Below are 22,796 nucleotides of genomic sequence, written 5' to 3' on the forward strand. Positions count from 1 at the left end.
CCTTTAAACTATTTTTATTCCCATATTAGGACTAACTTGAATCGAATTTGTTCCACCATTTGAAATTGTATCAGTTATTTTAAAATATAAAGTTTTTTCTTGTCTATCTGCTATAGCTGGTAATGTTTGTCCAATGTATAACTCCATCTTTTCTAACAATTGATCACTAACATTTTGAAGTTTTCCTTCTAACACCTGTACATCATTCTTAGTTGCAGCTACCACATTAGGATCTATTTTTATAGTTACATTACCTACATTGAGTACTTCTAGTACAATTCTAATAACTAAATCTTTTGTACTTCCTTCTGCTACTACTGGTTTGTAGGTTTCTGCAAGTTTACTTATGGCAATCATGTCTCCGTCTTCATCAAAAATACCAGCCTCTCTGATGAAGAAGCCTCCATCAGATGCTGGTATTACTGTTTCTACTACTATCCAGTTTGAATTATTTTCGTCTATTGAAATTGAACTTATATTTCCTTCCCATACCTTATTTACAAGGGAAATTTGATTTTCTGAAGGTTCATAATAAGCTCCTTTTCCATCTCCTACTTTCAGGGTCTTAAAATTTACTTTATTTCCCGAAATAGGTGAACTGGATAATTTATTTTTTCCTGCTATAGTTAGTATTGTATAAAAATTTTCTGCCAAATTAAATCACCTCCTTACTTTGTGTTATACTTCCTGAACCTACATTCTGGCTAATGCCAGCTTCTATCTTTCCACTTGTTTCAATCTTCTTATCAATCCGTGGATAGACTGTCAGACATTCTCCTGTCATAGCTAATAATCCATAGTATATTTCTGATTGAGTTGTTGCAATTAATTTGTATTCAACTCCAAGATGCGCCTGTTTGGCTATTTCTACTGAATCATATAAACTGTCTAAAGCATATGGAAAACCTGTAGTTGTTAATAAATTCACTTCAAAATAGTAATCTGAGTTATTCTGGATTATTTCAACGCTTGAGACAAAGCTTTTGCAAATCTGCCTTATTACTTCAACTGTTGTTGTTCCTTTTGTATTTAGCTTTGCTAATATTTTTGCTCTTCTTTCTTCTATGGACTTTGAAGTATTCGTTGTAATTCCTACACGCTTTTCCCAAAGGGTTAATCCCCACTCAGTTGCCGTTTGAGGCAAAACCTGCAAAAATAAATCTGAAATATCTAAACCAATCTTATCAAGTACCTGTCCATGTTCATTAAATATTTCGTTAAAAATACTACTGTTTCTTATTTCATCAAGTACATAACTTTTTAGCTCTTCTGAGTTTTCAGCTGTAAGTATTCCTATTTCTCCTATGATGCTGCTTGCTAAAGTTGAATCTGAAGAATTACTCATAAGCTATTCCCCCTAAAGATGCTTTATCTTCATCAGAAGTGATTATATTTTTAGTATCTCCATTTATCTTAATTGATGTTATGTCATTTACTCCCGTAGTCATTACCACCGTAGCTTCAACTGTATTAATTTTTACAACTCCACCTACTGGGATCCCTTGAAAGTACTCCTGTAAGTTCGCTTTTATATTATTTTTAACGTCATCACTGTTAAAACCATTTTGTATAATAAGCCCTGCAATACTTACATCTATTTCTAATGGATTAACTGATACTACTGTAACTGTAGCTCCTATTGGAGCTTTTGCACTTCCCTTTCCATCCTCCGGAGCAATATAATCCTTTACGTTTTGTACAATTGTGTCATCTAATTGAGCCCCATTCTTTCCTGCAACTATTATTTTGACAGTTCCATTACCATTCCAAAGAGGACTTATTTTTACATATTCAACTCCTGATACTTGAAGTGCCCACTTTTCATAATCATATGCATTTCCACTGCTGCTTTCTTCTCTTTCCTTGGCTATAATTCTTTCTAACAGATTTTCACTGGTTTCAGTATTCGTTCCACTAGTAGTTGGATTTGCATTACTTACACCTGTTATTCCATTTATTTTAATTGGAATTTGTACTATAGAATTTGATGGCACATTATATTTGGCTCCAAGCTCCATTGCCTGAATAGGTAATGTGCATTCTCCATTACTAATTTTTCCTTGAGAATTCACCTTATATCTTAAACCTTCAACGGTTTGCACAATACTATTTATATAAATTACTGAACCGTCCAGGCCTGTAAATGTAACTTCACCTACTGAATATAAACCTTGTTTTCTCTCTAAACCGTGTCTTACTGCATCCTGATCTATAAACTTATCATAATCTTCTTTTGGAACTTCTGGTGCAGCCTCACCAAATACTAGCTTTAATATTGTATCTAAAGCTCCATAATATAGTGCTATTTTCTTGGCTGCTGGGGCAATAGCATCATATACGAAATATCCTTCACTTTTAGATATTCCAGAATCAATATCCTCAAGCATCTGCTCCCTTAAAACTTCTTCAGTATTATTTTCATACATCAATTGTCACCTCCCCACAATCGGTTATTGCTGTGAAAGTAATGCTTAAAACATCATTACTTTTATCCACACTAAAATTTCTTATGCTTAAAATATGTTCATTATCCTTTAAGCATTCTAAAGTTAACCTTTTTGCTTCACTTTCAGCTAAACTTTTACTTAAACCTTTGCCTATTAACTTATCAAGTTCCTGTCCATAATCATCACTATAGATTAGATATGTGTATTTGCTTGTTTTAAGTGCTTTCCATATCCATATTTTTAATGCTTCTATTCCCTCTACAATTTGAAATTTACCATCCTTTAGCTGAAAATCATTTTTTTCAAAGTCCCATGCATATTCTTTAGGTATACTTACTTCTGTTTCTTGTGTTGGAAAAGAAGCAATTGCAGCTGCTAAATTTGAATTAGCAGATGGTAATACATCAGCCATTACATTTCACCACCTTACAAAGTATTATCCAGGTTTGATTATCCTCTGTAGGCAAAATTGCAAGTTCATCTCCAACTTTGATTGTATCTAACATATTTATAGCTGTTCCAGAAGAATTTGTTATTGAAATCTGCCTTGAATAACCCGATAATAAATAATCAGCTATATAAAGATCATCCTTATATAGCTGTAAATTATTTGTTTGAACTATTATTTCTGGTGGAGGAGCTATTACTTTGCCTATACTTATTGATGGTGGATTACTTTCTGCACCTTTCTTTTTCATTAGATTGAGCATTTTTATATATGGGTCCATTAGCTATCCTCCCCCTGTAAATCCATTGTGTTACTAAAACTTACTGTAAGCTTCATGGTATACTGTCCTGTGCCACAATCCCAAGTATGAGTATCAGTATTTATATATACTGTTGCATCACTTAAGATGTCTAAATACCATATCTTAGTTTTAACTCCATAGCCTGTTATGCAGCTGTAATTGCCTAACGCTTCAATTTCAATATCTTCTTCAAAACCATGAAGTTTATTTTGCGCTACTGTATAAGGATCTTTATCATCTTCTACTGTATAAGTTGTTTGATACACACCATAGCTTCTTACATAATCTAAATTTTCCACTTCATCAACGTAATTGGCATCAGAATCAAAGATCTTAACTCTATTTACCATATTTTCTATAGAATCTTTATAACTCATATCCATTAAATTATTATTATAAATATCCTTCTTATCTGATTGAAGTACATAATCTGAAATGACCTGCCCCTTTTCAATTACATTTAATTTATCAGATTTCATTATCAGAATATACTGCTTACCATTTTGTTTGCTTGCTTCCGTATAACATTCCATTATTATGTCATAATAACTTTTATCTGGGCAAAGCCTTTTAATAGACATACCAGTTGATATTATATCCCCTGGCATTATATTAACTTCCTGACACGCTTTAATGGTGACCTCCTCTGGAGTGATATCTTTTATATTCATGCTTGTTGAGGAATTCATAATAAATCTCATATAATCGTAGCAAGTGAAAGTCTCTTCTTGATTTGAGGTATCTAAAGTCCTATCTATAACTTCTCCTCTAAAGATTTCTCCATAATTCTCCTCAACGATACTAATTAAACTTCCTGGTCCTATTTGGACTCTTGGCTGATTAAGATCTGTTGTCGAATAAGCCATGGTAAATGCACATTTTCTTGCCGGCTGATCTAATGATGCTGATAATTCAACACTTTTACACACTGGTGTTATTTCTGTTAAATTCCAGCCATCATATAGGCTATATATTTTAATCATGTTTTTCACCTACCTTTTGAGGTTATATTTAGCTTTCATATCTTTAACCAATCTTCCAATCATTAATTTCCTCCAAGGATATTGTTTGAATTTGTTATGCTGAAGCTTGAACCCCACTGTCCTACTATTTTTTCATTCAATTTTAAAACTATATATTGTTTTAAATCCAAAGTAAAATATATATCTCCTGTTCCATCCTTTTCTCCATATTCAAAATTTTCAATTGAAAACAAATCATTAATATCTGTATCAGTTAAAACTACCCTTATGGGTTTCTTACTCTTTTTCCAGGCTTCTATTTTAGCTACACATTCAAAAGGAGTAGGAATATCAGAATATACACAAAATTCATATTCCTGGGCTGGAAAAAAGCTTTCAAAAGATATTTCTGAAAGCTTTGATTCTCCAAGTATATTTAATTCTCCAACTGATTCAACATTAATTACTGTATTATTATTGCCGAGCTTAATTGAATAGTTATCTGGTGGTACAGGCAGCTGCAGCCAGGTATTATCTTGATTAAACCAAAATTCTATCATCTTTAACTACCTCCTAACCCATTCCAAGTGCTGTTTGAGTTAATTTATTTGCAAGAGCTGTTGCAATTTTGTCTATATCCCCTTCTTCTCTGATCACTATTGAATCAGCAAGTTTTGCTATAGTTATTGCTAAACCATTTTGCGTACTATCATTCTTGGTTGTATTTGTACTTCCTTTAAGACCTAAACTGCCGGATTTGCCTCCACCAGATAAGGTACCATTCATATTAGTTTTTATTCCAACTGAAAGGTCTTTAACCGGATCAGTTACCAAACGAGTATTAACCTTAATGCCATTTCCCATACCTTTCATGAAATCTGGCATCCAGGTCTCATAATCTGTAAGAGGACCTTTATCGGGTACAGAGAAGTGAAGGAAAGACTTTATTTTATCTGCTACACCTGAAATTGCATCTTCAACGTAGCCAACAGCTCCAGTTATTCCATTTACTAACCCCATTATCATATCTTTTCCCCAGCCAAGAGCTGTTTTACCAACATCTTTAAATACAGTACCTATTGCACTTAATATATTTTTAATAATGTCAATTGCTCCATTAAACACAGTTGATACGGTACTTTTTATGGTATTCCAAGCTCCTGACCAGTTTCCAGTTATAATTTGCATTACAGTCTTAATGACTCCCATTATAACATTTAAGACAGTTGAAATTATTGTCTTTATTATATTGAAAGCCGCAGTTACAACTGTCATTATTGTATGTCCATGTGCAGTCCAAAATGATTTAACAAAATTTAAAACTGTAGTTATAACATTTTTTATTGCGGTCATAACTGTTGTAATAGTATTCTTTATAAGCGGCCAATTACTTCTTATAAAGTTTATTACTTTTCCAAAGATTTGAATTGCAAAAGTTAGCACTGGTTTTAATATAGAATTCCAAACTGATTGAATTCCTTTAAATACATTTTGAATTATATTCTTTATCTGTGGCATATGAGCTTGAATAAATGTTACCACCGACATAACTTTATCTCTTATCCCACCAAAATTTGTAGCAAATGCAACTGCGAGTAATGCAACTACTCCCATTACTATTTGAAGAGGTAATGGCAATTTAGTAAAGATTCCAAATAAAGATGAAAAACTCTTTGAAGCTACACCTTTAATTTTTTCAAAGCTTCCAGCTAGCCCCTGTAATGTTCCTGATACAGAAGGCATTAATGCACCAGCTTTTCCCATTGATTGTTTAGCTACATTCATGACATTAGACACTTTGCTTTGAGTTCCAGCTGATCTTGCAATTTTGGGCGCTTTAGTGCTATTTGGTTTAGTAATTTTTTGAACTACTTTTGAAGCTTGTTTTCCTATACCGCCAGTAGCTTTTTTAACCAAATCATTGTCTTTAAAAGTTTTAAATAGATCTGATATAGTGCCTTTTACATTCATAATCTCATCTTTTGCATTTATAAAATTAGTTGCCAAATCTTCAACATTTTTTGATGCATTAGATATGGATTTAACTACCTCTCTAGCTTTCTGTCCAATATTTTCAAGAGATCTTTCCCCAGTGTTATTTGTAAGTACTTGTATTAAATTAGAAGCAGATGTACCTACATTTCCTACTGCATCTTTTGTATCATTAAAGCTGCTTTTAACTTTACCTACTGATTCTGATGCTTTAGATATTGCTTGCACGCTTTCTGTTGCTTTTGAAGCAACGGGTGCTAGACTTTCTATTGCCTTTTTAGTTTTCTGAACTCCGTCAACAGCCTTTCCTATTGTTTGTCCTCCTTTATTCAAGACTCCTGAGCCTTTACCGCCATTTGATTTGGGAAACTTTTGAGATATCTTGGACGCCTGTTTTCCTACAAAACCAATAGATTTTTTACCCAAATCAGTACTTGCAAAAGTCTTATACAAATTTGCTGCAGTGTTTTTTACATTTTCAATCTCAGCCTTTGTATTATTAAAATTAGCTTTCATGTCTTTAACTGTTTTGGATACATTAGATATTGATTTAACTACATCACTAGCTTTCTCTCCAATATTTTCAAAAGATCTTTCTCCAGTATTATCCGTACATGCTTGTATAAAATTAGAAACAGCTGAGGTTGTATTTCCTATTGCATCTCTTGTATTTTTAACACTACTTTCAAGTTTATCTACTGATTCAGCTGCTTTAGATATTGCTTGCACACTTTCTGATGCTTTTGAAGCTACAGGTGATAAACTATCAATTGCCTTTTGAGCTTTTTGAGCTCCATCAACAACTTTTAATAATGCTGAATCTAGTTCAAACTCCATTAATCATCACCTCCTGAATACAAGGCTTCCATTTGTTTCATTTTCTCTTCAATTTCTTGTTCAATAAAAGCACTGATGATAATCTTTTCTCCAAAACCTCTATTAATCGTTTCTGATGGCCACTTATCATGAAGCTTCCAGCAGTAATATAAGAGATTTACAGTTTCATCAGTGCTTATGAGTTTTTTATATCTTCTTTTTTGTTAGTAGATTCTACTCCTGAAATTTCAGTTACAGTATCTGCCAAAGTATCAACTTCTCCAGGCAAGAATATTTTATTCATGAGTTCCTTTGGAGTTGGTGCCTTAAAATGTTTCATGAGCTCTTCTGATCTAAGCTCTGGAACACCTGCAAGTACTGTTTCTATCTTTGCCTGAGCTGTAGCAAATCCTTGAATATTCCCTTTCTTATCTACTTGTAATACACGTTCCTGAATTTCATTGTATCTTTCCATAGAAATAGCATTACATGTAAATGTAATTTCAGTATTTCCTAACTTAGCAAGTTTAATCTTTACTTCTTTTGATGGTACCTCAACCTTACCTGCATCTATCTTTAATAATTGTTCAACTAAATTCATAACTTTCATCTCCATTTTCAAATTTAATAAAATAGAAAGACCTCACTAATTATTTGAGTGAGATCTTTCATTTGTTTATTTTCATTATTTTGTTTTAATTTTAACTCGAAGTATGTCCACATTTGAACTTATACCCATTTCTTCTATATGATTTAACCATGACTACATTTAGTTATCTTGTGGTTCTATTAAATCTAAGAAATCATAGCCTGAAAAAGTGAACGGAAGTGATTCTTCAACATTCTTCTTAACTTCCCAGTCTGCTACTGTAAGTTCATCAAAAGTAACATCCTTAAGCACCACTCTTTCAGCTCCAAGTGCATCTGGATCTGCTAATTTTGATATAATTGTACATACTGTCTGCTTTCCTTGCTTTATATTATCCTTCATTAAAATGCTCATTCTTGAAGTTACATGATGTAATTTCAAGGTTCCTTTTCCTTCTATTCCTGTTACCTTGCTTCTCTTCCATAAGTCTCTTGTAAAATTAACATCTACCTTTGTTAAAGTAACCTTTGCTTGAAGAGCTGATACCTCTGATACATATTCTCCATTAATCCATACTTCTCCCCAAGTTCCATTTATAACGTTTTTTGCTTCTGGCATTATAACCGCCTCCTATATATATATTTGAAATTTAATGTCTTCAATTGCATCTAAGATAACAACTTGTCCTCTAAGAAATACTTGAGAACCTGTGTTGCTTTCTTTTATTTCTTGATCCTTCATTGTTGAAATATCAATCCCTTGACTCTTTAAATAATTCTTCTGTTCATCTAAATCAATCTCAGCTCTATTTTGATCTTCAATGCTTCCATCTAGTAATCCATCTAAAACTAAGCTGTCAAAATATCCGTTGATTGCAGTAATAAGTAAACATTTGTGATCATAATCATTTGGATATTTACCAATATAATTATCTTCAGCTGCTCCCTTAACATCATCATGTACTAAATCCATTATGTCTACAATTTTGATTTTCTTAAAATCATCACCTTTATTTTCAATTGTTGTTACAAAGCTGTTTACTGCCCTATCAATTTTAACTTTTTTCCCATCATTAAATAAAATGAGCTGCCCTGCATCAACTGCTGCATCTCTTTCTTCTTTCTTTAAATGTGGAACATCGATTACTTCTGCAAGTGGAGCAAAAGTAGCACTTATTGTTAGTGGAGTTCCTGCCAGCATTCCTGCAATTCTTGAACAATATTCTGCTGCAGTATAAGTCTTATCTGCTGTTTTTATATTATCAGTGCAAAAATTAATTATTCCTTCACTATCTGCTGGACAATGTGGAAGTACAGCTTTAACTTTTATATCTTTAGTATCTCTTAGCTGTTTAATCCAGGTAGCAAAATCGGTTGCTCTTGAAGTAATATTCGCCTCTGTATCAGCTTTACCATCTGAAGTTAACCCGATCCCCGGAATTACAGCATAATCCCATTTAATTGTCTCTAGATAATTTTGAGCTTCTAAATAGTCAGCTGCATCTACTGCTTCTACATAAGTCATAACTTGCTTTGGTGGATTTTGATATCCTATCATGGCAAGCTTTATCTGCTCCTTACTAAAATCTGATAATCCTTCTGGAATTTCATCTATAGTTTCCATTATTATTGGATTGCTATAGTTTGATGGCATAGTATCTTTTAATATAAGTGCCACTATGCCTCTTTTTCCTCTTTGAATTGCAGTAATCCCTGCTTGTTTAAACATGATTTGAATGGATGGTTCTCCCATTTTTCATTCCTCCTTAAAATTTGAAATTAACTTTTTCTGCTTTAGGGCTTTGAGGTGTATTAAAAATTTTGTCTTGTATATAATCTATTTTGAGTTTTAAGTGTATCTCTGTATTCTTTGCTCTTCCTCTTGACTTTCTTATCTTTGCAGCTCTATCCAAAACCTTTATATATCCAATGCTAAAAATTTCTCGCATAGTATCCCATACTTCGTTTTGAGCTATCAAATCAGCATTCATAAATTCATCCAGTTCAGGGAAATAAATTATTTTCATAGTTATTACATTTAAATAACTATTTCTATTAAAATCTTTCTGCCTGCTGGTAACATAACGAAGAACAAAAGTGTCTGCGACACGCTCCTTCGGAGAAATTATTATTAGTTAAATTAAAAACCATAGAGATTGCTGTTCCTCTATGGTTTTCTTCTTATAGTTTATAACTTTTGCCATATACCCCATTGTATTCTTTAGGTCTCATAACTCCGCCACATTTTTCGCATGAAAAACAAGGCGGTTCATCTATATTACTTTGATCCATCTCATCAAAGTATTCTACAACCTCCCTAGGTATATTTTCTGTTATTCCACAATTTAAACATTTATATGGTATTATATCTTTCACTTAACATCCCTCCAACTATGTTGTTGTCGGCTTTATTTTACCATATAGTACTCCTTTTGCAATTGCATATATTTCCAGGATGTTTTCTAATTTTTCTTTCCCTTCACTTATAAATTTATCTTTAAAATATTCTCGCATCGAGCCGTATCGTGGATACACTATATCATTAAATCTCATCTTACCACCACATTTAGAACATTTGCATGGATCTACCCCAAAAGACGCAAGAATTCGATATTCCCACTTTTCTATTGATTTCTTAATTTGTATTATTTTCTTATCTATCATCTTGATAAATTGATCTTTATCCTTACATCTCCTCGAATACAGTCCAAAATATCTCACCATTTTAAAATTCTTGTCTGGTATATGTATTATAACTTTTTTTATAAACTCAAAGACTGACACTTTCTCTATTATTTCTTTATTGTCTTCATGTCTTTTATATTTAAATGTTACACTTTCACCATCATACGCAATTATTCTTGATTCTGCTATCGCAGGTCGTCCAACATATCTTCCAATATATTTTGCAGCTATCTTTGCTGATTTTATTTCATTTTTAGCATGAACATAAAATCCATCTTTATTATTTTTATATATTTTGTTCTTTAATCGTTTAAAACTATCTTTATTTCCTTCTCTTTTATTATTTCATCTAATAATATTTTTGCCATCTCTTTCTTAATGCTTCATACGAAAAATATTTAAAATTTCTCCAGGTAGTTAGCTTGCCCTTTCCACCTTCTGTAACCATCATGTGGACGTGGGGATTCCACTTTAAATCTCGTCCAAAAGTATGTATAACTGCTATAATTCCAGGTATAAATTCTTCTTTTTATTTTGCTTATACATCCAACTCGTAACAGCTTTAGCTGCACATTGCGGAAGTAACTTCAGCCTATCTCTTTCTCTTCCGAAGTAATTTCTAAGTTCCTCTGGTATTGTAAATACCATATGTCTATGCTTTACATTTATTAATTTTCCCAGCATTCCATTAACCCAATTATCAACATAAACCTTTCCACATGATGTACAAAATCTACTTTTACAAGTGAACCCAACTTTCTTTATTTCGCCACATTCCTTACATTTTAATTCAATATAACCATTACTTATATCCTTGCATTTCATAACTTTTTTTACTTCTGCAATAACACTAGGTCTAATTCTGTTTTTATATCTTTTATAAAATTCATTCCAATTTTCCTCTAATATTCTTCTTAATTTACTCTTAATCATTTCATCAATTTACCACATATATTTTCCTAATGCAAGTCTACACCGCGCTTTCAGCAAGCGCGATTTTTATACTTTCCTATACAATAAAAAAAGAAGGTCTTGAAAAATCCTTCTCTGACTTTGATAAATATACTTTTGTGTCTGGGAATTTCACAGCTAACATTTCATTAATTGAGTTAATTAATTCATTAATCATGAACCTCCTCCTGTAATCCCTATATTTTTTATTCTTAGTTATTGCACAATTATCTACATTTCATTATGACTTTATAAAAATCACAAATTTTTCTTAGATTATATGCTTTACCATTTTTTAATTAAAACTCTCGTGCAAAAGCTCCACCTCCTTAAGGCACTATCAAATAAATTTATATACAAAAAGTACCTAGCCATAAATCTAGCTAGATACTTTCTAAGAAAAAGAGTATTAAGAATATTTGTGAGAGGGAACTATCTTCTGTTCCCACTTACTATTATAAGGCTTATTATTATTCATTTCTTATAGTCATTCTCTAATTTTCCTACAATTTTTTTATAATTTCTTTGCAAAGTGCGTTTTCATTTGTTTATTACAGTAAAAAGTTTGCTTTAATTATCTACTGAGCATCCTCTTCAGGCTTAAAAAGAAAATGAAGAAACATACTTACAGATGAAATCTTATATTTAACCTCAAATGAAACCGAATTGCTGTCTTTCATAAAATCATAAATATCCTTTATTTTTACATGCGCAAAATTTGCAATTGTTGCTATATCAATGTGATGAATTTTAGTCAAATAACTGATTACTGCCTTATTTCTTTCATCTGGATTTATTTCAGGAATCGAATATAATGTGGCTAACAGCCCTTTAAAAGGCCCATATTTACCCATTGACATTGTATCTTCATATTTAGAATAATTATCGATTATAGAAGATTCTACTCTTAGTGCTTTAGATAAAATCTTTGTATTCATTCCAAATTTATTGATTAAATCGTCAAGCATTTCCTCTATTTTAGGACTTACCTTTAAATTGTATTTATCATCATCTTTAATTCTCAAACCTATTCCTAGCTCCTTTCTGCTATGTAATAAAAAATTAATTTAATTAGATTTCTCTAATACTAGTTTATTTTGTTATACTTACCCATTTTTTATTCATCCTATAACCAATTTTGCAAACAATTACAAAAATTAAATCTTCTATATAAATTATTATTTATATATTTTTCATTATATTCCACTATTTATATGTAAACTGTAATAATTTTAATTATTCCCCAATTTTAAAACATCATATGTTATAACACCTATACAGAATCCTTCAATATATACTTTCAATAATAAAATTACACTTGAAAAGTTTATCTGGTAAGTAAATATAAAAATATATAAATACTTAACTATGAACAAATTAAACTTTTTTCATATTTTCAAATATTCATATAAAGCTATGAATATTTGAAAATATGTTTGAATGTTTCTATATAAATTGTTTTATAGAAACATATTTATATAGAAATATATGTACAAAGAAAAATATTTTCCTATAAAAATATATAAATATTTATAGGAAACATGCGGGTTTGAGCGGTGTAATAATAAATTCGAAATATTTTTAATTTCTTAATTAATTGTAAAAATATAGGAGCGTAAAAATTTCATTAAATATAAAATTTCTACTCTCCTATAACACTCTGTATTATTTTAGGCAGGCTTATCAACTTGTTATTCTTTTGATAATGCCTTAACTGCTTTTTGATATTTTTTTATCCTGTCGTAATCTTTTTTTGAAGGCTGCTTAATTCTTGATAAATCCATATTATGTTTTAAATCAGCTAACTTTACATGGCAAGCCATCTTATTTTTAATGATTCTATCTATAAATTCATCATAACTTTCATCTTTCCGCCTGCTTAATGCATCTAATGCTATTAACACTTCATTTGAAAATCCAGCCTTCTTTAAATACTCTAATGTAATATCCGTATCTTCTATTACATCATGAAGAACTGCACATATTCTCTCTGTTTCATCCTCTAGTGATAACATTACTGCAAGTGGATGCAGAATATATGGATTCCCTCCCTTATCCACTTGACCTTGATGAGCACTAGCAGCAATTATTATAGCCTCTTCAAGCATTTTGTCACCTCCATAAAAGCGTGCTTTCAACTCTTTTTTAATATATCAATTTTCTCTCTTACAGGCTACTTGCTATTATCAGTTTTATTCTACCATATAATCTTTGCTTCAAGATCCCTCTTAACCTATTGTACTTAAAATTTTCTTTAAAACTTTATATGAAACAAATGTTGTTAAAGCTAATATAATTAAATCTATACTTAACATTTTAATTGAATTTGAAGTTAGATATTCTTGACCTTGTATAACCATATGTCTCCAATCCCTAAATATTATCTCTAATAATATCATATTTATAAATGCACCTACTCCTAAAGATAAATATATTACTATAATATTTTCATTAGCTTTAGATGAAAATATCTTACTTACTGTTTCCAATTTAGCTCTTCTCTCTAATACATTAAATATGAAAAACATAACTCCTATAAATACCATTAAAAATAATATTCCCTTAAATATTACATCTATGTCAGCCACGTAAAATGGACCTTGACAAAATAATATACTTAACCTTTTAAAATTTCCATCTGTATATCCGTGTCCATATACTATGTTTCCAAAAATACTATCCATTAATGAACCGTAGCTTCCAAAGTAAGATATAATAACTCTAAATTTAGACAAGATGAATATTGTTGACATGCCTAAGGCTATCATACCAAAATAAGCAATTATTGAATTAGAGAATAATAAATCTATTTCAATCATTAATAATATTCCTAGCGTTCCAAATAGAAGCAATCTAATAACTTCCAATAAAGTCACTGGAAAGAACCCATTTACAATTGACATGAGTTCATTATTCCTTATATATATGGTAGCCGCCATATATATATACATTAATGTATATAATCCTAAAGTTATCAATAGACATATTAATTCATTGAACTTTATCTGCTTTTTAGTATGTGGACCACTACATAAAAACATTGTTGTATTTCGCTTATTATTTCCATTTGCAAAAATATATATAGCTAAAAATATAACTCCTAATATAAAATATTTCCTTAGATCTACAGAACTAAAATTATTTGACTGTGCTGTTCCAATCATATTTTTTATTCTCATTACACTTTCTTCTAAAATGCTATGTGCAAAAAATCCCCATGTTATAAGTCCTATTAATATAGGAAACTTTGCTGCATTAAACCATTCATAAAGCAAGCCTTTATTTAAATATTTCTTCATAATTCTCCTCCTTGTCCACCTTATAAATGAATATATCTTCTAAACTTAGATCTATTTCCTCTATAAATAAAGGCTTTAGTTCTTCAAGACTTTTCACTAATTCTTCATCATATTCATCTGTTACAATTGTAAATACTCTTCCAACCTTGGATATTTTAAACGTTCCTTTGAACTTTAAATCTTCTTCATAAATTGGCCTATCAAATGCAACTTGAATTTTTTTAATTTTGTTTTTCATATTCTCAATTGAATTTTCATAAGATACAACACCTTCATCTAAAATTGCCACATCATCACATATTCTTTCTAATTCACCCAAGTGATGTGAACTTATAACTATAGTTGTATTATTTTCAACCACTTCATCTAAAAATATTTTTAATAATTTATTTTTAAGTATTGCATCTAACCCTGAGGTTGGTTCATCTAATATTAAATATTTAGCTTTAATTGAAAGTGCAAGCATTATAGAAAGCCTCATTTTCATACCTTTTGACAATTGAAATATATATTTGTTTACTGGTATTTGAAAAACTTCATTTAGCTTATTAAATTTATTCTCATCAAAGGTATTATAGGAATATTTATAATATTTTAATATTTCTTTAACCTTAAATTTTGTCTGCATTATATTTTCATCTGCAACATAACCTATTTGTCCTTTAACTTCAACATTGTCATAAACTTCTCTTCCATCATAGTTTATGCTTCCACTGGTTGACTTATATATTCCTGTTAAGCACCTAAGAAGAGTACTTTTACCAACACCATTCGGTCCAATTATACCGAAAATTGTGCCTTCCTTTATCTTTAAATTAATATCCTTTAGAATTTTCTTTCCTTCTATATCTAAGGATAAATTATTCACTTCAATCATTTATTATCCACCCCTAATTCAGAAAATATCTCAGATACAAGTTCTAAAAATGAATCCTTATCTATACCACTGTAATTTGCTTCTAAAATAATCTTTTTTAGTTCTTCTGAAATATGCTGCATTTTATTTTCATCTGCCTTTCTTTTAAAATTGTCTACTACATAGGTTCCCTTACCTCTTAAAGTTTCTATTATTCCTTCTCTTTCAAGTTCTCCGTAGGCTTTACTTATAGTATTTGGATTTATTGTAAGAAGTGCTGCCATTTCTCTGACCGAAGGTATCTTATCTCCTCCCTGCAAAGCTCCCTTTAATATAAGTTCCTTAATCCCTAGCTGTATTTGTTCATAAATAGGAGTGCTACTCCTAGGATCAATCTTCAGCATTTGCTAATCCCTTTCCTTCTTTCCTCGCTTTTCCACTTTTATTATCATGCTCAACATAATAATCAATTACCAGTCCTTCTCCTTCATCAACCATTACCAAGTCGATTGAATATTCAATTGGTTCTGGAACATAATCATCATACTTAGGTCGACTTCCTTTAATATCTAATCTTACAGGTTCAATTTTCTCTGCTTTATACGGTAAAGCTAATCTCTCTTGAAGATTATTATAATCATCAGTTATCGAATTTTTTTCCTTATCGTTTAGCTCTTCTATTTTTTCAACCTCTATTTTCCCAAAATCAATTTCTGAAAATGTTAATCTTTTTCTCTTTGAGAGACATTCCTCAAATTCATTTGTCATGTGTAATTGCCCATTTTTATCAACTACTTCAAGCTTATTATTTTCTAATTGCATAAGAACATCATTTACAGTATCGAAATGTTTTTGCTTCTGATACATTTTTCCATCCGGATCCATGCATAGCAATGATGTAATCACAATAAAAGCTCCAGCTCCAACTGCAATAATCGATTTTTTCATTTTAAAAATCCTCCTAACTGTATTGCGTGTACTACTTTGTGTAGTACACTATTATTATATCTATATATTTCCTAAATAGTCAATATTAATTTTCCTTAGTTAAAAAAATGTGTCCATTTTTACTATAAAATATATTTTTACATTCTAAATAAATAATACTATAATACAATAAATGTTATAAAAAAATTCATTCAAAAAATATAGACTAGAAATTTAATTTTAAGGAGCTATTAAAATGAATTCCATTCAAAAACGTCTATTGATTATTTATTTACCTTTAACAATTTTAATTCTCGCTTTAGATCATATATATCCAGATGCCAAAATGGTTCTGCGTCTTAAATATGCCATCATGATAACTCTTTTTTTATCTTCAGTTATTGTTAGCAAAAAATTTCTTGAACAAAAAATTATGGCTCTGTCTTTATTTTTTCTAGTAATCGGCGATTTCTTCTTGGTATTTTACTACACCTTAGATTTTAAAATAGATCTTTCTCCTATTGGTGCTGCTGGCTTTCTTTGTGCTTATATATGTCTAATTATTGCTTATCAAAAAAACTTTAAAATTGGTATTAAAGAAATAATCGCTGGAATCTTAATGCTAGCTATTTTATTATATATATTTTTTTCTTTAAGCCCATATATACACGGAGCTATTTTAGCAGGCAGCGTAATATTTTCTTTAGTGCTGTCTTATATGACTTGGACTGGAATCTGCACACTCTTTAGAGGCTATTTCACAAGAAAAGTATCTAAATTAATAGCAATTTCAAGTATTCTAATGTTTATCTGCGATATGGGAGTTGCATTTTCTAGGTTCTATCCAATTTACTCTAAGTCCTTTATGCCCTGGCTTCAAAATATAATATGGGCCGCATATATTCCTGGCTGGACTCTTTTAGTAGTTGTTATTGCTGATAATATTTTACTACTATAAAATACAAAGGCAAATGCATCGTAACAAAAAATATTATCATAAATCAATCAGAATCCAAATATATAATAACGAAAAAATATTTGACAAATAAAACATATAGTGTTAAATTATTAAACAATAAACTAAATCGTTGATAAGGAGATAAAACTATAAGTGCACTTGCAGAGAGTCAATGATGCTGAAATATTGACAGAACGCATTATAGTAAAAGTAGCCTTTGAGAGCATGGGTGAACAAGGTTTATATACTTGATTTTATTCTTGTATTATAAATCATAAGTAGTTCATGACGTTAGGATTACGTTACAAATCCAGAATGTATTTGCATTTTTAATGAGTGGGCTTTTAAGCCAATTAGGGTGGTACCGCAGGAATAAATCCTGTCCTTTGAATAGTAATCAAAGGACAGGATTTTTTTAATATTCAAAATATAGAGGGGGCAAAATTATGAATTTTAATTATGCAGAAAGGATGTCTAATTTAAAGGCATCAGAAATCAGAGAAATCTTAAAGGTTACTCAAAGACCAGAAGTTATATCCTTTGCAGGTGGGCTTCCTGCACCAGAATTATTTCCTATTGAGGCAATAAAAGAGGTAAATAGGATTGTTCTCGAAGAAGATGGGCAAAATGCTCTTCAATACACTACAACCGAAGGATATGATCCTTTAAGAAAGTGGTGTGCACAAAGGATGAACGAAAGATTAGGCACAAATTTTGATTATGAAAATATATTGCTTACAAATGGCTCACAGCAAGCCCTTGATTTAACCGGAAAAGTATTTTTAAACAAGGGAGATTTTGTCTTATGTGAAAGTCCTACTTATCTCGCTGCAATTAGTGCTTTTAAGGCATATGAATGCAATTTTATTGAAGTACCAACCGATGATGAAGGTATGATTCCAAGTGAATTAGAAAATATTTTAAGTACCATAGAAAAGATCAAAGTAATTTATGTGGTTTCCGAATTTCAAAATCCAACCGGACGGACCTGGAGCATTGAAAGAAGAAGATTTCTTGCTAAAATGGCCGAAAAATATAATGTAATTGTTATTGAAGATAATCCTTATGGAGAACTTAGATTTGAAGGTGAAGCTCTTCCATCTGTAAAATCCTTTGATAAAAGTGGTCATGTACTTTGCTGTGGCACCTTCTCAAAAATATTCTGTCCTGGATATAGAATTGGATGGATTGCAGGGCACAAGGATATAATCCAAAAATATGTACTAGTAAAACAAGGTACTGACCTTCAATGTAATACAATAGCCCAAAGAGACATTGCAAAATATCTTGAACTTTATGACATTAATAAACATATAGAAAAAATCCGAAAAGTTTATAAAGAAAGACGTGATTTAGCATTAGAAATTATGGATAAAGAATTTCCTAAAGGAATTAAGTATACAAAACCTCAAGGTGGTTTGTTTATGTGGATTGAACTTCCTGAAGATATAAATGCACGAGACGTTCTTAAAAAATGCCTTGAAAGAAATGTTGCCTTTGTTCCTGGTGGCTCCTTCTTTCCTAATGGAGGTCATGAAAATACTTTTAGAATAAATTTTTCAAACATGCCTAATAACAGAATTATTGATGGAATCAAATGTATTGCTGAGGTTTTAAAAGAATATCTAAATAGCTAATTAAAATTAAAGAGGATGCTAACTTCATTTAATAATGAATTCAGCATCCTCTTTATAATATAGGCATTAATTCATGTTTTTACCTCTAATGAATACCAGTTATAAATTTCTATATTTTTAAAAATATTTAATTAATTCTAATTTCTCTTAATACTTAAATTTCATTCCATTTAACAAATCATACCACACCTGATTACCGCGAATAAAAAAAACTTCTATTATTAAATTAAAGAAGAGCTTTCAATATTAACCTCATTTTTTCATTATGCGCAAAATAATAGTACATTATAAATATATTGTATTATTTATTATATCATGCTTCCAACATATATTCCAGCTTTTGATAAAATAATGCATTTAATGGGAGTTATTTTGTAATATCATGCGAAAAAACTCTCTCTTTTCCAATAGTTATTATGTATTTATTAAATTTAATTAAATATGTTTAATATATAACAAAACAATATATTTATAATGTTCTATATTGATACTAATAATACTTAAAATTGCAATTTAAAGGGAAATCCATTCACATTATATTTATTTTTATATAATCATTCTAATAATTGTGTAAATTTATAGTTGAAATACTCCTCTAATTTATATCTATGAAATTAGTAATACAAAGAATTATGTCAAATTATTTACATGTTGATATAAAAGTACCACTTTATTAAATTATTTATACAATTATAGTTTCATAAACTCTCTAGTATTTAAATCAATATTGAAATTATTTCTTTATTTCAATTATCTCTAGAGAGCTTAAATCAATATAACTAACCAGAAAGAAGAGGATAATCATGAATTTATTAAAAAATGTCAAAGTAAAACCAAAATTAATCGGAGCATTTATAATTGTTGCATTATTAATTGGAATTGTAGGTGGAATTGGAGTTATATCCCTCAAAGCTGCTGAAAAAAACTCTGAAAAAATGTATACCAATAATCTCAGAGCTGTTTATATTCTTACAGATATGCAGCAAAACTTAACAGAAATTAAAAGTGCCATCCTTGAATTACTGTATATACAAGATCCCTCCGAAAAGGATAAATTAGAAAAAAATATTACTGACAATACTACTCAAGATAATGAATACATGAAAGAATGCGATCAACTGATTACGGATGAAAAGCAAAAAAATGTATACAATGATTTTAATAATAATGTACATCAATATAGAACTGTACGGGATAATGTAATTAAACTAATAGACGCTGGAAATTATGAAGAAGCTATAAAACAATATAAAGACACACTTCAAACTTCTGATGCAATAATTAACAATTTAGATCAATTGATAGGACTTAATTTAAATGAAGCTAAAGATTCAAATGATATCAATGCTTCATTGAATACTAAAGCTAATACTACCATGATCTTAATTAGTATTATTGGTCTTATATTATCAATCATAATAGGATTTATACTTGCAAAAGATATACATACACCTCTAAAAATAATACAACTCTTTGGTGAAAAACTTGCAAATTATGATCTTTCATATGACTTTAAAGTTACACGTGGTGACGAATTTGGCCAAACTGGTGCCTCCTTATTCAAGGCTCAAGATAATATTAAGGAGCTTATAAAAACAATTATTGAAAATTCCCAAAGCATGAGTGCTTCTTCCGAAGAACTTTCAGCAACTGTTGAAGAAATATCTTCAAAAGCTGCAAATATAGATGAAGCTGTAAATACCATCGCTGGCAGCATGCAAGAATCGAGTTCTGGTACTGAAGAAATAAGTGCATCTATTCAAGAGGTTAATTCAAGCATTAACATACTTTCACAAAAAGCAATGGACGGAAGTAATAATGCTAATGGTGCTAAGAATAGGGCTACACTCGTTAAATCTAATAGTAAAACAGCCATTGAAAAATCCAGAGAAATTTATAGCGAAAAAGAAAAAAATATGAGAAAAGTTATTGAAGATGGAAAGATAGTTGATAATATAAAAGTTATGGCGGATACTATAGCAAATATAGCTGAAGAAACTAATTTACTTGCACTTAATGCAGCAATAGAAGCCGCTAGAGCTGGTGAACAAGGAAAAGGCTTTGCTGTTGTTGCTGAAGAAGTTAGACAGCTTGCAGAGCAATCCTCAGAAGCAGTGCAAAATATTCAAACAACTATAATTGAAGTACAGGCAGCCTTTAAAAACAGTATTGATACTGGAAATGATATATTAAATTTTATCAATAAAGATGTACATGACCAATTTATTGAATATGAAAACACAGGTGACCAATATTATGATGATTCAGATTTCGTAAGTAATATGTCTGAAGAAATTGCCGCCATGTCCGAAGAAGTTACTGCTACTGTTGGACAAGTTAGTGAGGCTGTGCAGTCCTTAGCTGAAACGGCTCAAAGTTCCAGCGAACATACTGAAACAATAAAAGAGAGCATAGATGAAACTACTCAAGCTATTGAGCAAGTGGCCCTAGTGGCTCAGAATCAGGCAGAGCTTGCTCAAAAACTAACTTTTATAATTCAAAAGTTTAAGCTTTAAATTAAATAATATTTGATTTATTATCCTTAATTAATATAATAACTTTAAATATAATTTTTCACTATGCCTAAAATTTTTACTAAGTAGCATAAATTAAAAGGCTGCTATTGCTTAATTCATTTCATATTCCAATGAAACAAGTAAAGCTTTAAAGCAGCCTTTATTATAGTGTTATTAACTTATATCATCATCTGCCGGAAATACAATTCCACCTTTTTTTCTTGCTATTGTTTGAACTTCACTAACTATTAGACTGTGTTCTAACATTCTATAGCAGCCTTCTAAATCATTATTTTCTATCATATCTGCAAATTCAATAAATTCATTAGCCATACGATGCTCATAATTATTTTCATTTATTACTGTACTAGTTCCATCGTTCTTTATTAATTCAAATCTTTCACATACATTTGCAGGAGTGTCCTGATAAATACAGCCTTCATCACCTTGGATATTATTTGCAATTGGTGCTCTGCAATCCTTTGCTCCAATGCAGACACATTTAAAATTACCATAATCCAATAATAATACTCCAGATGTATCTATGCCTCTTTCAACATTTGCATGATATTCAACATTTTTGGGTTTTCCAAATAGGCCTACTGCATAATGGATATTATAAATATTTAAATCCATTAATGCACCTCCTGAAAATTTCGGATCAAAAGCTGGCAATACATTTCCTACTTTAAACTTATCATATCTGCTTGAATATTGAGAATAATTACATTGAACAATTTTAATATTACCTAGTGTAGGAAGTAATTCTTTTATCTTTTTATAGTTAGGAAGGTATTGATTAGTTATTGCTTCAAATACAAATAATTTTTTTTCCTTAGCTAAATCACTTAGAATTAATGCTTCTTTATATGTTGATGTAAAAGGCTTCTCTACAATAACATTTTTATTAGCTTCAAGCGCTTTTTTAGCAAATTCAAAATGCAGATTATTAGGTAATGCAATATAAATTGCATCTAAATCACACTTTAATAGTTCATCATAATCATAAAATATTTCTTTAATATTATATTTATTCTTGAGTTCGGTTATTATCCCTTCACTACTTTTTCTTCCACAAATGGCTGTTAACTCTAAATTTTCTAAAGGTGGATTAATTGATAAAAAGTCCTTTACAATCATTCCTGAACCCATAATTCCTAATCTCATGTTTTTTCCTCCTTTTTATCATAACGTAATTATAAGTTATTACTAATTTTATAATAAAGCCTTTAGTTTTGTAAACCTTTAGTTTTAAATATACATAACAAATTATGTACCTCATATTAATATTTAATAAGCTTTATAATAAAAGACCACTGAAATAGCGTTCTTTTATAAAAGTCTCAATCTTAAAATATACAACTTAAAATTGAAGTTTCATTAATAAAAATATCTTTTCCAGTGGTCTATCCT

The 22,796-nt window shown here is 30.2% G+C and carries 26 protein-coding genes, 1 pseudogene and 1 other annotated feature; of the genes and pseudogenes, 3 read left to right on the top strand and 24 right to left on the bottom strand.

Translation table 11 applies throughout. The features are described 5' to 3' along the window. Positions 1–3: 3 nt before the first annotated feature. The 23 genes and pseudogenes from CDLVIII_RS21190 to CDLVIII_RS21290 all read right to left on the bottom strand — a co-directional run bounded on the left by CDLVIII_RS21190 (position 4) and on the right by CDLVIII_RS21290 (position 16,293). Positions 4–654, bottom strand: a complete 651-nt coding sequence (locus CDLVIII_RS21190) for a phage tail protein (protein ID WP_035301877.1) — start codon at positions 652–654, stop codon at positions 4–6. 1 nt (position 655) lies between these two features. Next, entirely contained in the window at positions 656–1,345 is a 690-nt protein-coding gene (locus CDLVIII_RS21195; RefSeq protein ID WP_009171520.1) for a putative phage tail protein, read from the bottom strand. Further along, positions 1,338–2,426 carry a baseplate J/gp47 family protein gene (locus tag CDLVIII_RS21200; RefSeq protein WP_009171521.1) on the bottom strand — a complete coding sequence of 363 codons (1,089 nt, stop codon included), beginning with the start codon at positions 2,424–2,426 and terminating at the stop codon, positions 1,338–1,340. The genes CDLVIII_RS21195 and CDLVIII_RS21200 overlap by 8 nt, the downstream gene beginning before the upstream one ends. After that, positions 2,419–2,859, bottom strand: a complete 441-nt coding sequence (locus tag CDLVIII_RS21205) for a DUF2634 domain-containing protein (RefSeq protein ID WP_009171522.1) — start codon at positions 2,857–2,859, stop codon at positions 2,419–2,421. Before CDLVIII_RS21205 ends, CDLVIII_RS21200 begins: the two co-directional genes overlap by 8 nt. Further along, on the bottom strand, positions 2,852–3,175 hold the full coding sequence (locus CDLVIII_RS21210; RefSeq protein WP_009171523.1) for a DUF2577 domain-containing protein: 324 nt from the start codon (positions 3,173–3,175) through the stop codon (positions 2,852–2,854). The genes CDLVIII_RS21205 and CDLVIII_RS21210 overlap by 8 nt, the downstream gene beginning before the upstream one ends. After that, entirely contained in the window at positions 3,175–4,179 is a 1,005-nt protein-coding gene (locus CDLVIII_RS21215; protein WP_009171524.1) for a hypothetical protein, read from the bottom strand. The genes CDLVIII_RS21210 and CDLVIII_RS21215 overlap by 1 nt, the downstream gene beginning before the upstream one ends. 62 nt (positions 4,180–4,241) lie before the next feature. Then, positions 4,242–4,718: a phage baseplate protein gene (locus tag CDLVIII_RS21220; protein WP_009171525.1), complete on the bottom strand. Its 477-nt coding sequence runs from the start codon at positions 4,716–4,718 to the stop codon at positions 4,242–4,244. Positions 4,719–4,731: 13 nt separating this feature from the next. Continuing rightward, a complete protein-coding gene (locus CDLVIII_RS21225; protein ID WP_009171526.1) occupies positions 4,732–6,987 on the bottom strand; it encodes a hypothetical protein in 2,256 nt (751 codons plus the stop codon). Between the two features lie 175 nt (positions 6,988–7,162). Further along, entirely contained in the window at positions 7,163–7,567 is a 405-nt protein-coding gene (locus CDLVIII_RS21230) for a hypothetical protein (protein ID WP_009171527.1), read from the bottom strand. A gap of 168 nt (positions 7,568–7,735) precedes the next feature. Then, positions 7,736–8,173 carry a phage tail tube protein gene (locus tag CDLVIII_RS21235; protein ID WP_009171528.1) on the bottom strand — a complete coding sequence of 146 codons (438 nt, stop codon included), beginning with the start codon at positions 8,171–8,173 and terminating at the stop codon, positions 7,736–7,738. 12 nt (positions 8,174–8,185) lie between these two features. Beyond that, on the bottom strand, positions 8,186–9,307 hold the full coding sequence (locus CDLVIII_RS21240; protein ID WP_009171529.1) for a phage tail sheath subtilisin-like domain-containing protein: 1,122 nt from the start codon (positions 9,305–9,307) through the stop codon (positions 8,186–8,188). Between the two features lie 13 nt (positions 9,308–9,320). Then, entirely contained in the window at positions 9,321–9,686 is a 366-nt protein-coding gene (locus CDLVIII_RS21245) for a DUF6838 family protein (RefSeq protein ID WP_347462530.1), read from the bottom strand. Between the two features lie 49 nt (positions 9,687–9,735). Continuing rightward, positions 9,736–9,930 carry a hypothetical protein gene (locus tag CDLVIII_RS21250; RefSeq protein WP_009168857.1) on the bottom strand — a complete coding sequence of 65 codons (195 nt, stop codon included), beginning with the start codon at positions 9,928–9,930 and terminating at the stop codon, positions 9,736–9,738. A gap of 15 nt (positions 9,931–9,945) precedes the next feature. Beyond that, positions 9,946–10,557, bottom strand: a pseudogene (locus CDLVIII_RS32270) (transposase); the annotation flags it as partial. A 31-nt stretch (positions 10,558–10,588) separates the two neighbouring features. Continuing rightward, positions 10,589–10,690, bottom strand: a complete 102-nt coding sequence (locus CDLVIII_RS32665; protein WP_278245866.1) for a hypothetical protein — start codon at positions 10,688–10,690, stop codon at positions 10,589–10,591. A gap of 50 nt (positions 10,691–10,740) precedes the next feature. Next, on the bottom strand, positions 10,741–11,172 hold the full coding sequence (locus tag CDLVIII_RS32275) for a transposase zinc-binding domain-containing protein (RefSeq protein ID WP_050816266.1): 432 nt from the start codon (positions 11,170–11,172) through the stop codon (positions 10,741–10,743). A 76-nt stretch (positions 11,173–11,248) separates the two neighbouring features. Next, positions 11,249–11,368, bottom strand: a complete 120-nt coding sequence (locus CDLVIII_RS32790; RefSeq protein ID WP_009171531.1) for a DUF6838 family protein — start codon at positions 11,366–11,368, stop codon at positions 11,249–11,251. A 400-nt stretch (positions 11,369–11,768) separates the two neighbouring features. Continuing rightward, on the bottom strand, positions 11,769–12,215 hold the full coding sequence (locus tag CDLVIII_RS29415) for an HTH domain-containing protein (protein WP_009171532.1): 447 nt from the start codon (positions 12,213–12,215) through the stop codon (positions 11,769–11,771). A gap of 666 nt (positions 12,216–12,881) precedes the next feature. Beyond that, positions 12,882–13,298, bottom strand: a complete 417-nt coding sequence (locus CDLVIII_RS21270) for an HD domain-containing protein (protein WP_009171533.1) — start codon at positions 13,296–13,298, stop codon at positions 12,882–12,884. A gap of 120 nt (positions 13,299–13,418) precedes the next feature. Next, positions 13,419–14,489 carry a hypothetical protein gene (locus CDLVIII_RS21275; RefSeq protein WP_009171534.1) on the bottom strand — a complete coding sequence of 357 codons (1,071 nt, stop codon included), beginning with the start codon at positions 14,487–14,489 and terminating at the stop codon, positions 13,419–13,421. Beyond that, positions 14,470–15,366 (bottom strand): ABC transporter ATP-binding protein, encoded by an 897-nt coding sequence (locus tag CDLVIII_RS21280; RefSeq protein ID WP_009171535.1) that lies wholly within the window; start codon positions 15,364–15,366, stop codon positions 14,470–14,472. Before CDLVIII_RS21280 ends, CDLVIII_RS21275 begins: the two co-directional genes overlap by 20 nt. Further along, positions 15,363–15,749 (bottom strand): GntR family transcriptional regulator, encoded by a 387-nt coding sequence (locus CDLVIII_RS21285; protein ID WP_009171536.1) that lies wholly within the window; start codon positions 15,747–15,749, stop codon positions 15,363–15,365. The genes CDLVIII_RS21280 and CDLVIII_RS21285 overlap by 4 nt, the downstream gene beginning before the upstream one ends. Further along, the gene (locus CDLVIII_RS21290) at positions 15,736–16,293 is read right to left on the bottom strand and encodes a hypothetical protein (RefSeq protein ID WP_009171537.1); all 558 of its coding nucleotides are present in this window, start codon (positions 16,291–16,293) and stop codon (positions 15,736–15,738) included. The genes CDLVIII_RS21285 and CDLVIII_RS21290 overlap by 14 nt, the downstream gene beginning before the upstream one ends. A gap of 235 nt (positions 16,294–16,528) precedes the next feature. Between CDLVIII_RS21290 and CDLVIII_RS21295 the strand changes: the two genes are divergently transcribed. From CDLVIII_RS21295 to CDLVIII_RS21305, 3 genes are all read left to right on the top strand, one after another. Further along, the gene (locus tag CDLVIII_RS21295; RefSeq protein WP_009171538.1) at positions 16,529–17,230 is read left to right on the top strand and encodes a lysoplasmalogenase family protein; all 702 of its coding nucleotides are present in this window, start codon (positions 16,529–16,531) and stop codon (positions 17,228–17,230) included. Between the two features lie 121 nt (positions 17,231–17,351). Next, positions 17,352–17,620, top strand: a binding site (T-box leader). A 56-nt stretch (positions 17,621–17,676) separates the two neighbouring features. Beyond that, positions 17,677–18,867 carry a PLP-dependent aminotransferase family protein gene (locus tag CDLVIII_RS21300; RefSeq protein ID WP_009171539.1) on the top strand — a complete coding sequence of 397 codons (1,191 nt, stop codon included), beginning with the start codon at positions 17,677–17,679 and terminating at the stop codon, positions 18,865–18,867. 803 nt (positions 18,868–19,670) lie between these two features. Beyond that, positions 19,671–21,383 carry a methyl-accepting chemotaxis protein gene (locus CDLVIII_RS21305; RefSeq protein WP_009171540.1) on the top strand — a complete coding sequence of 571 codons (1,713 nt, stop codon included), beginning with the start codon at positions 19,671–19,673 and terminating at the stop codon, positions 21,381–21,383. A 174-nt stretch (positions 21,384–21,557) separates the two neighbouring features. On the opposite strand, the gene CDLVIII_RS21310 is transcribed toward CDLVIII_RS21305, so the two are convergent. Beyond that, positions 21,558–22,550, bottom strand: a complete 993-nt coding sequence (locus CDLVIII_RS21310) for a Gfo/Idh/MocA family oxidoreductase (protein ID WP_009171541.1) — start codon at positions 22,548–22,550, stop codon at positions 21,558–21,560. Positions 22,551–22,796 lie beyond the last annotated feature (246 nt).

The organism is Clostridium sp. DL-VIII, assembly GCF_000230835.1.
Taxonomy (GTDB): Bacteria; Bacillota; Clostridia; order Clostridiales; family Clostridiaceae; genus Clostridium.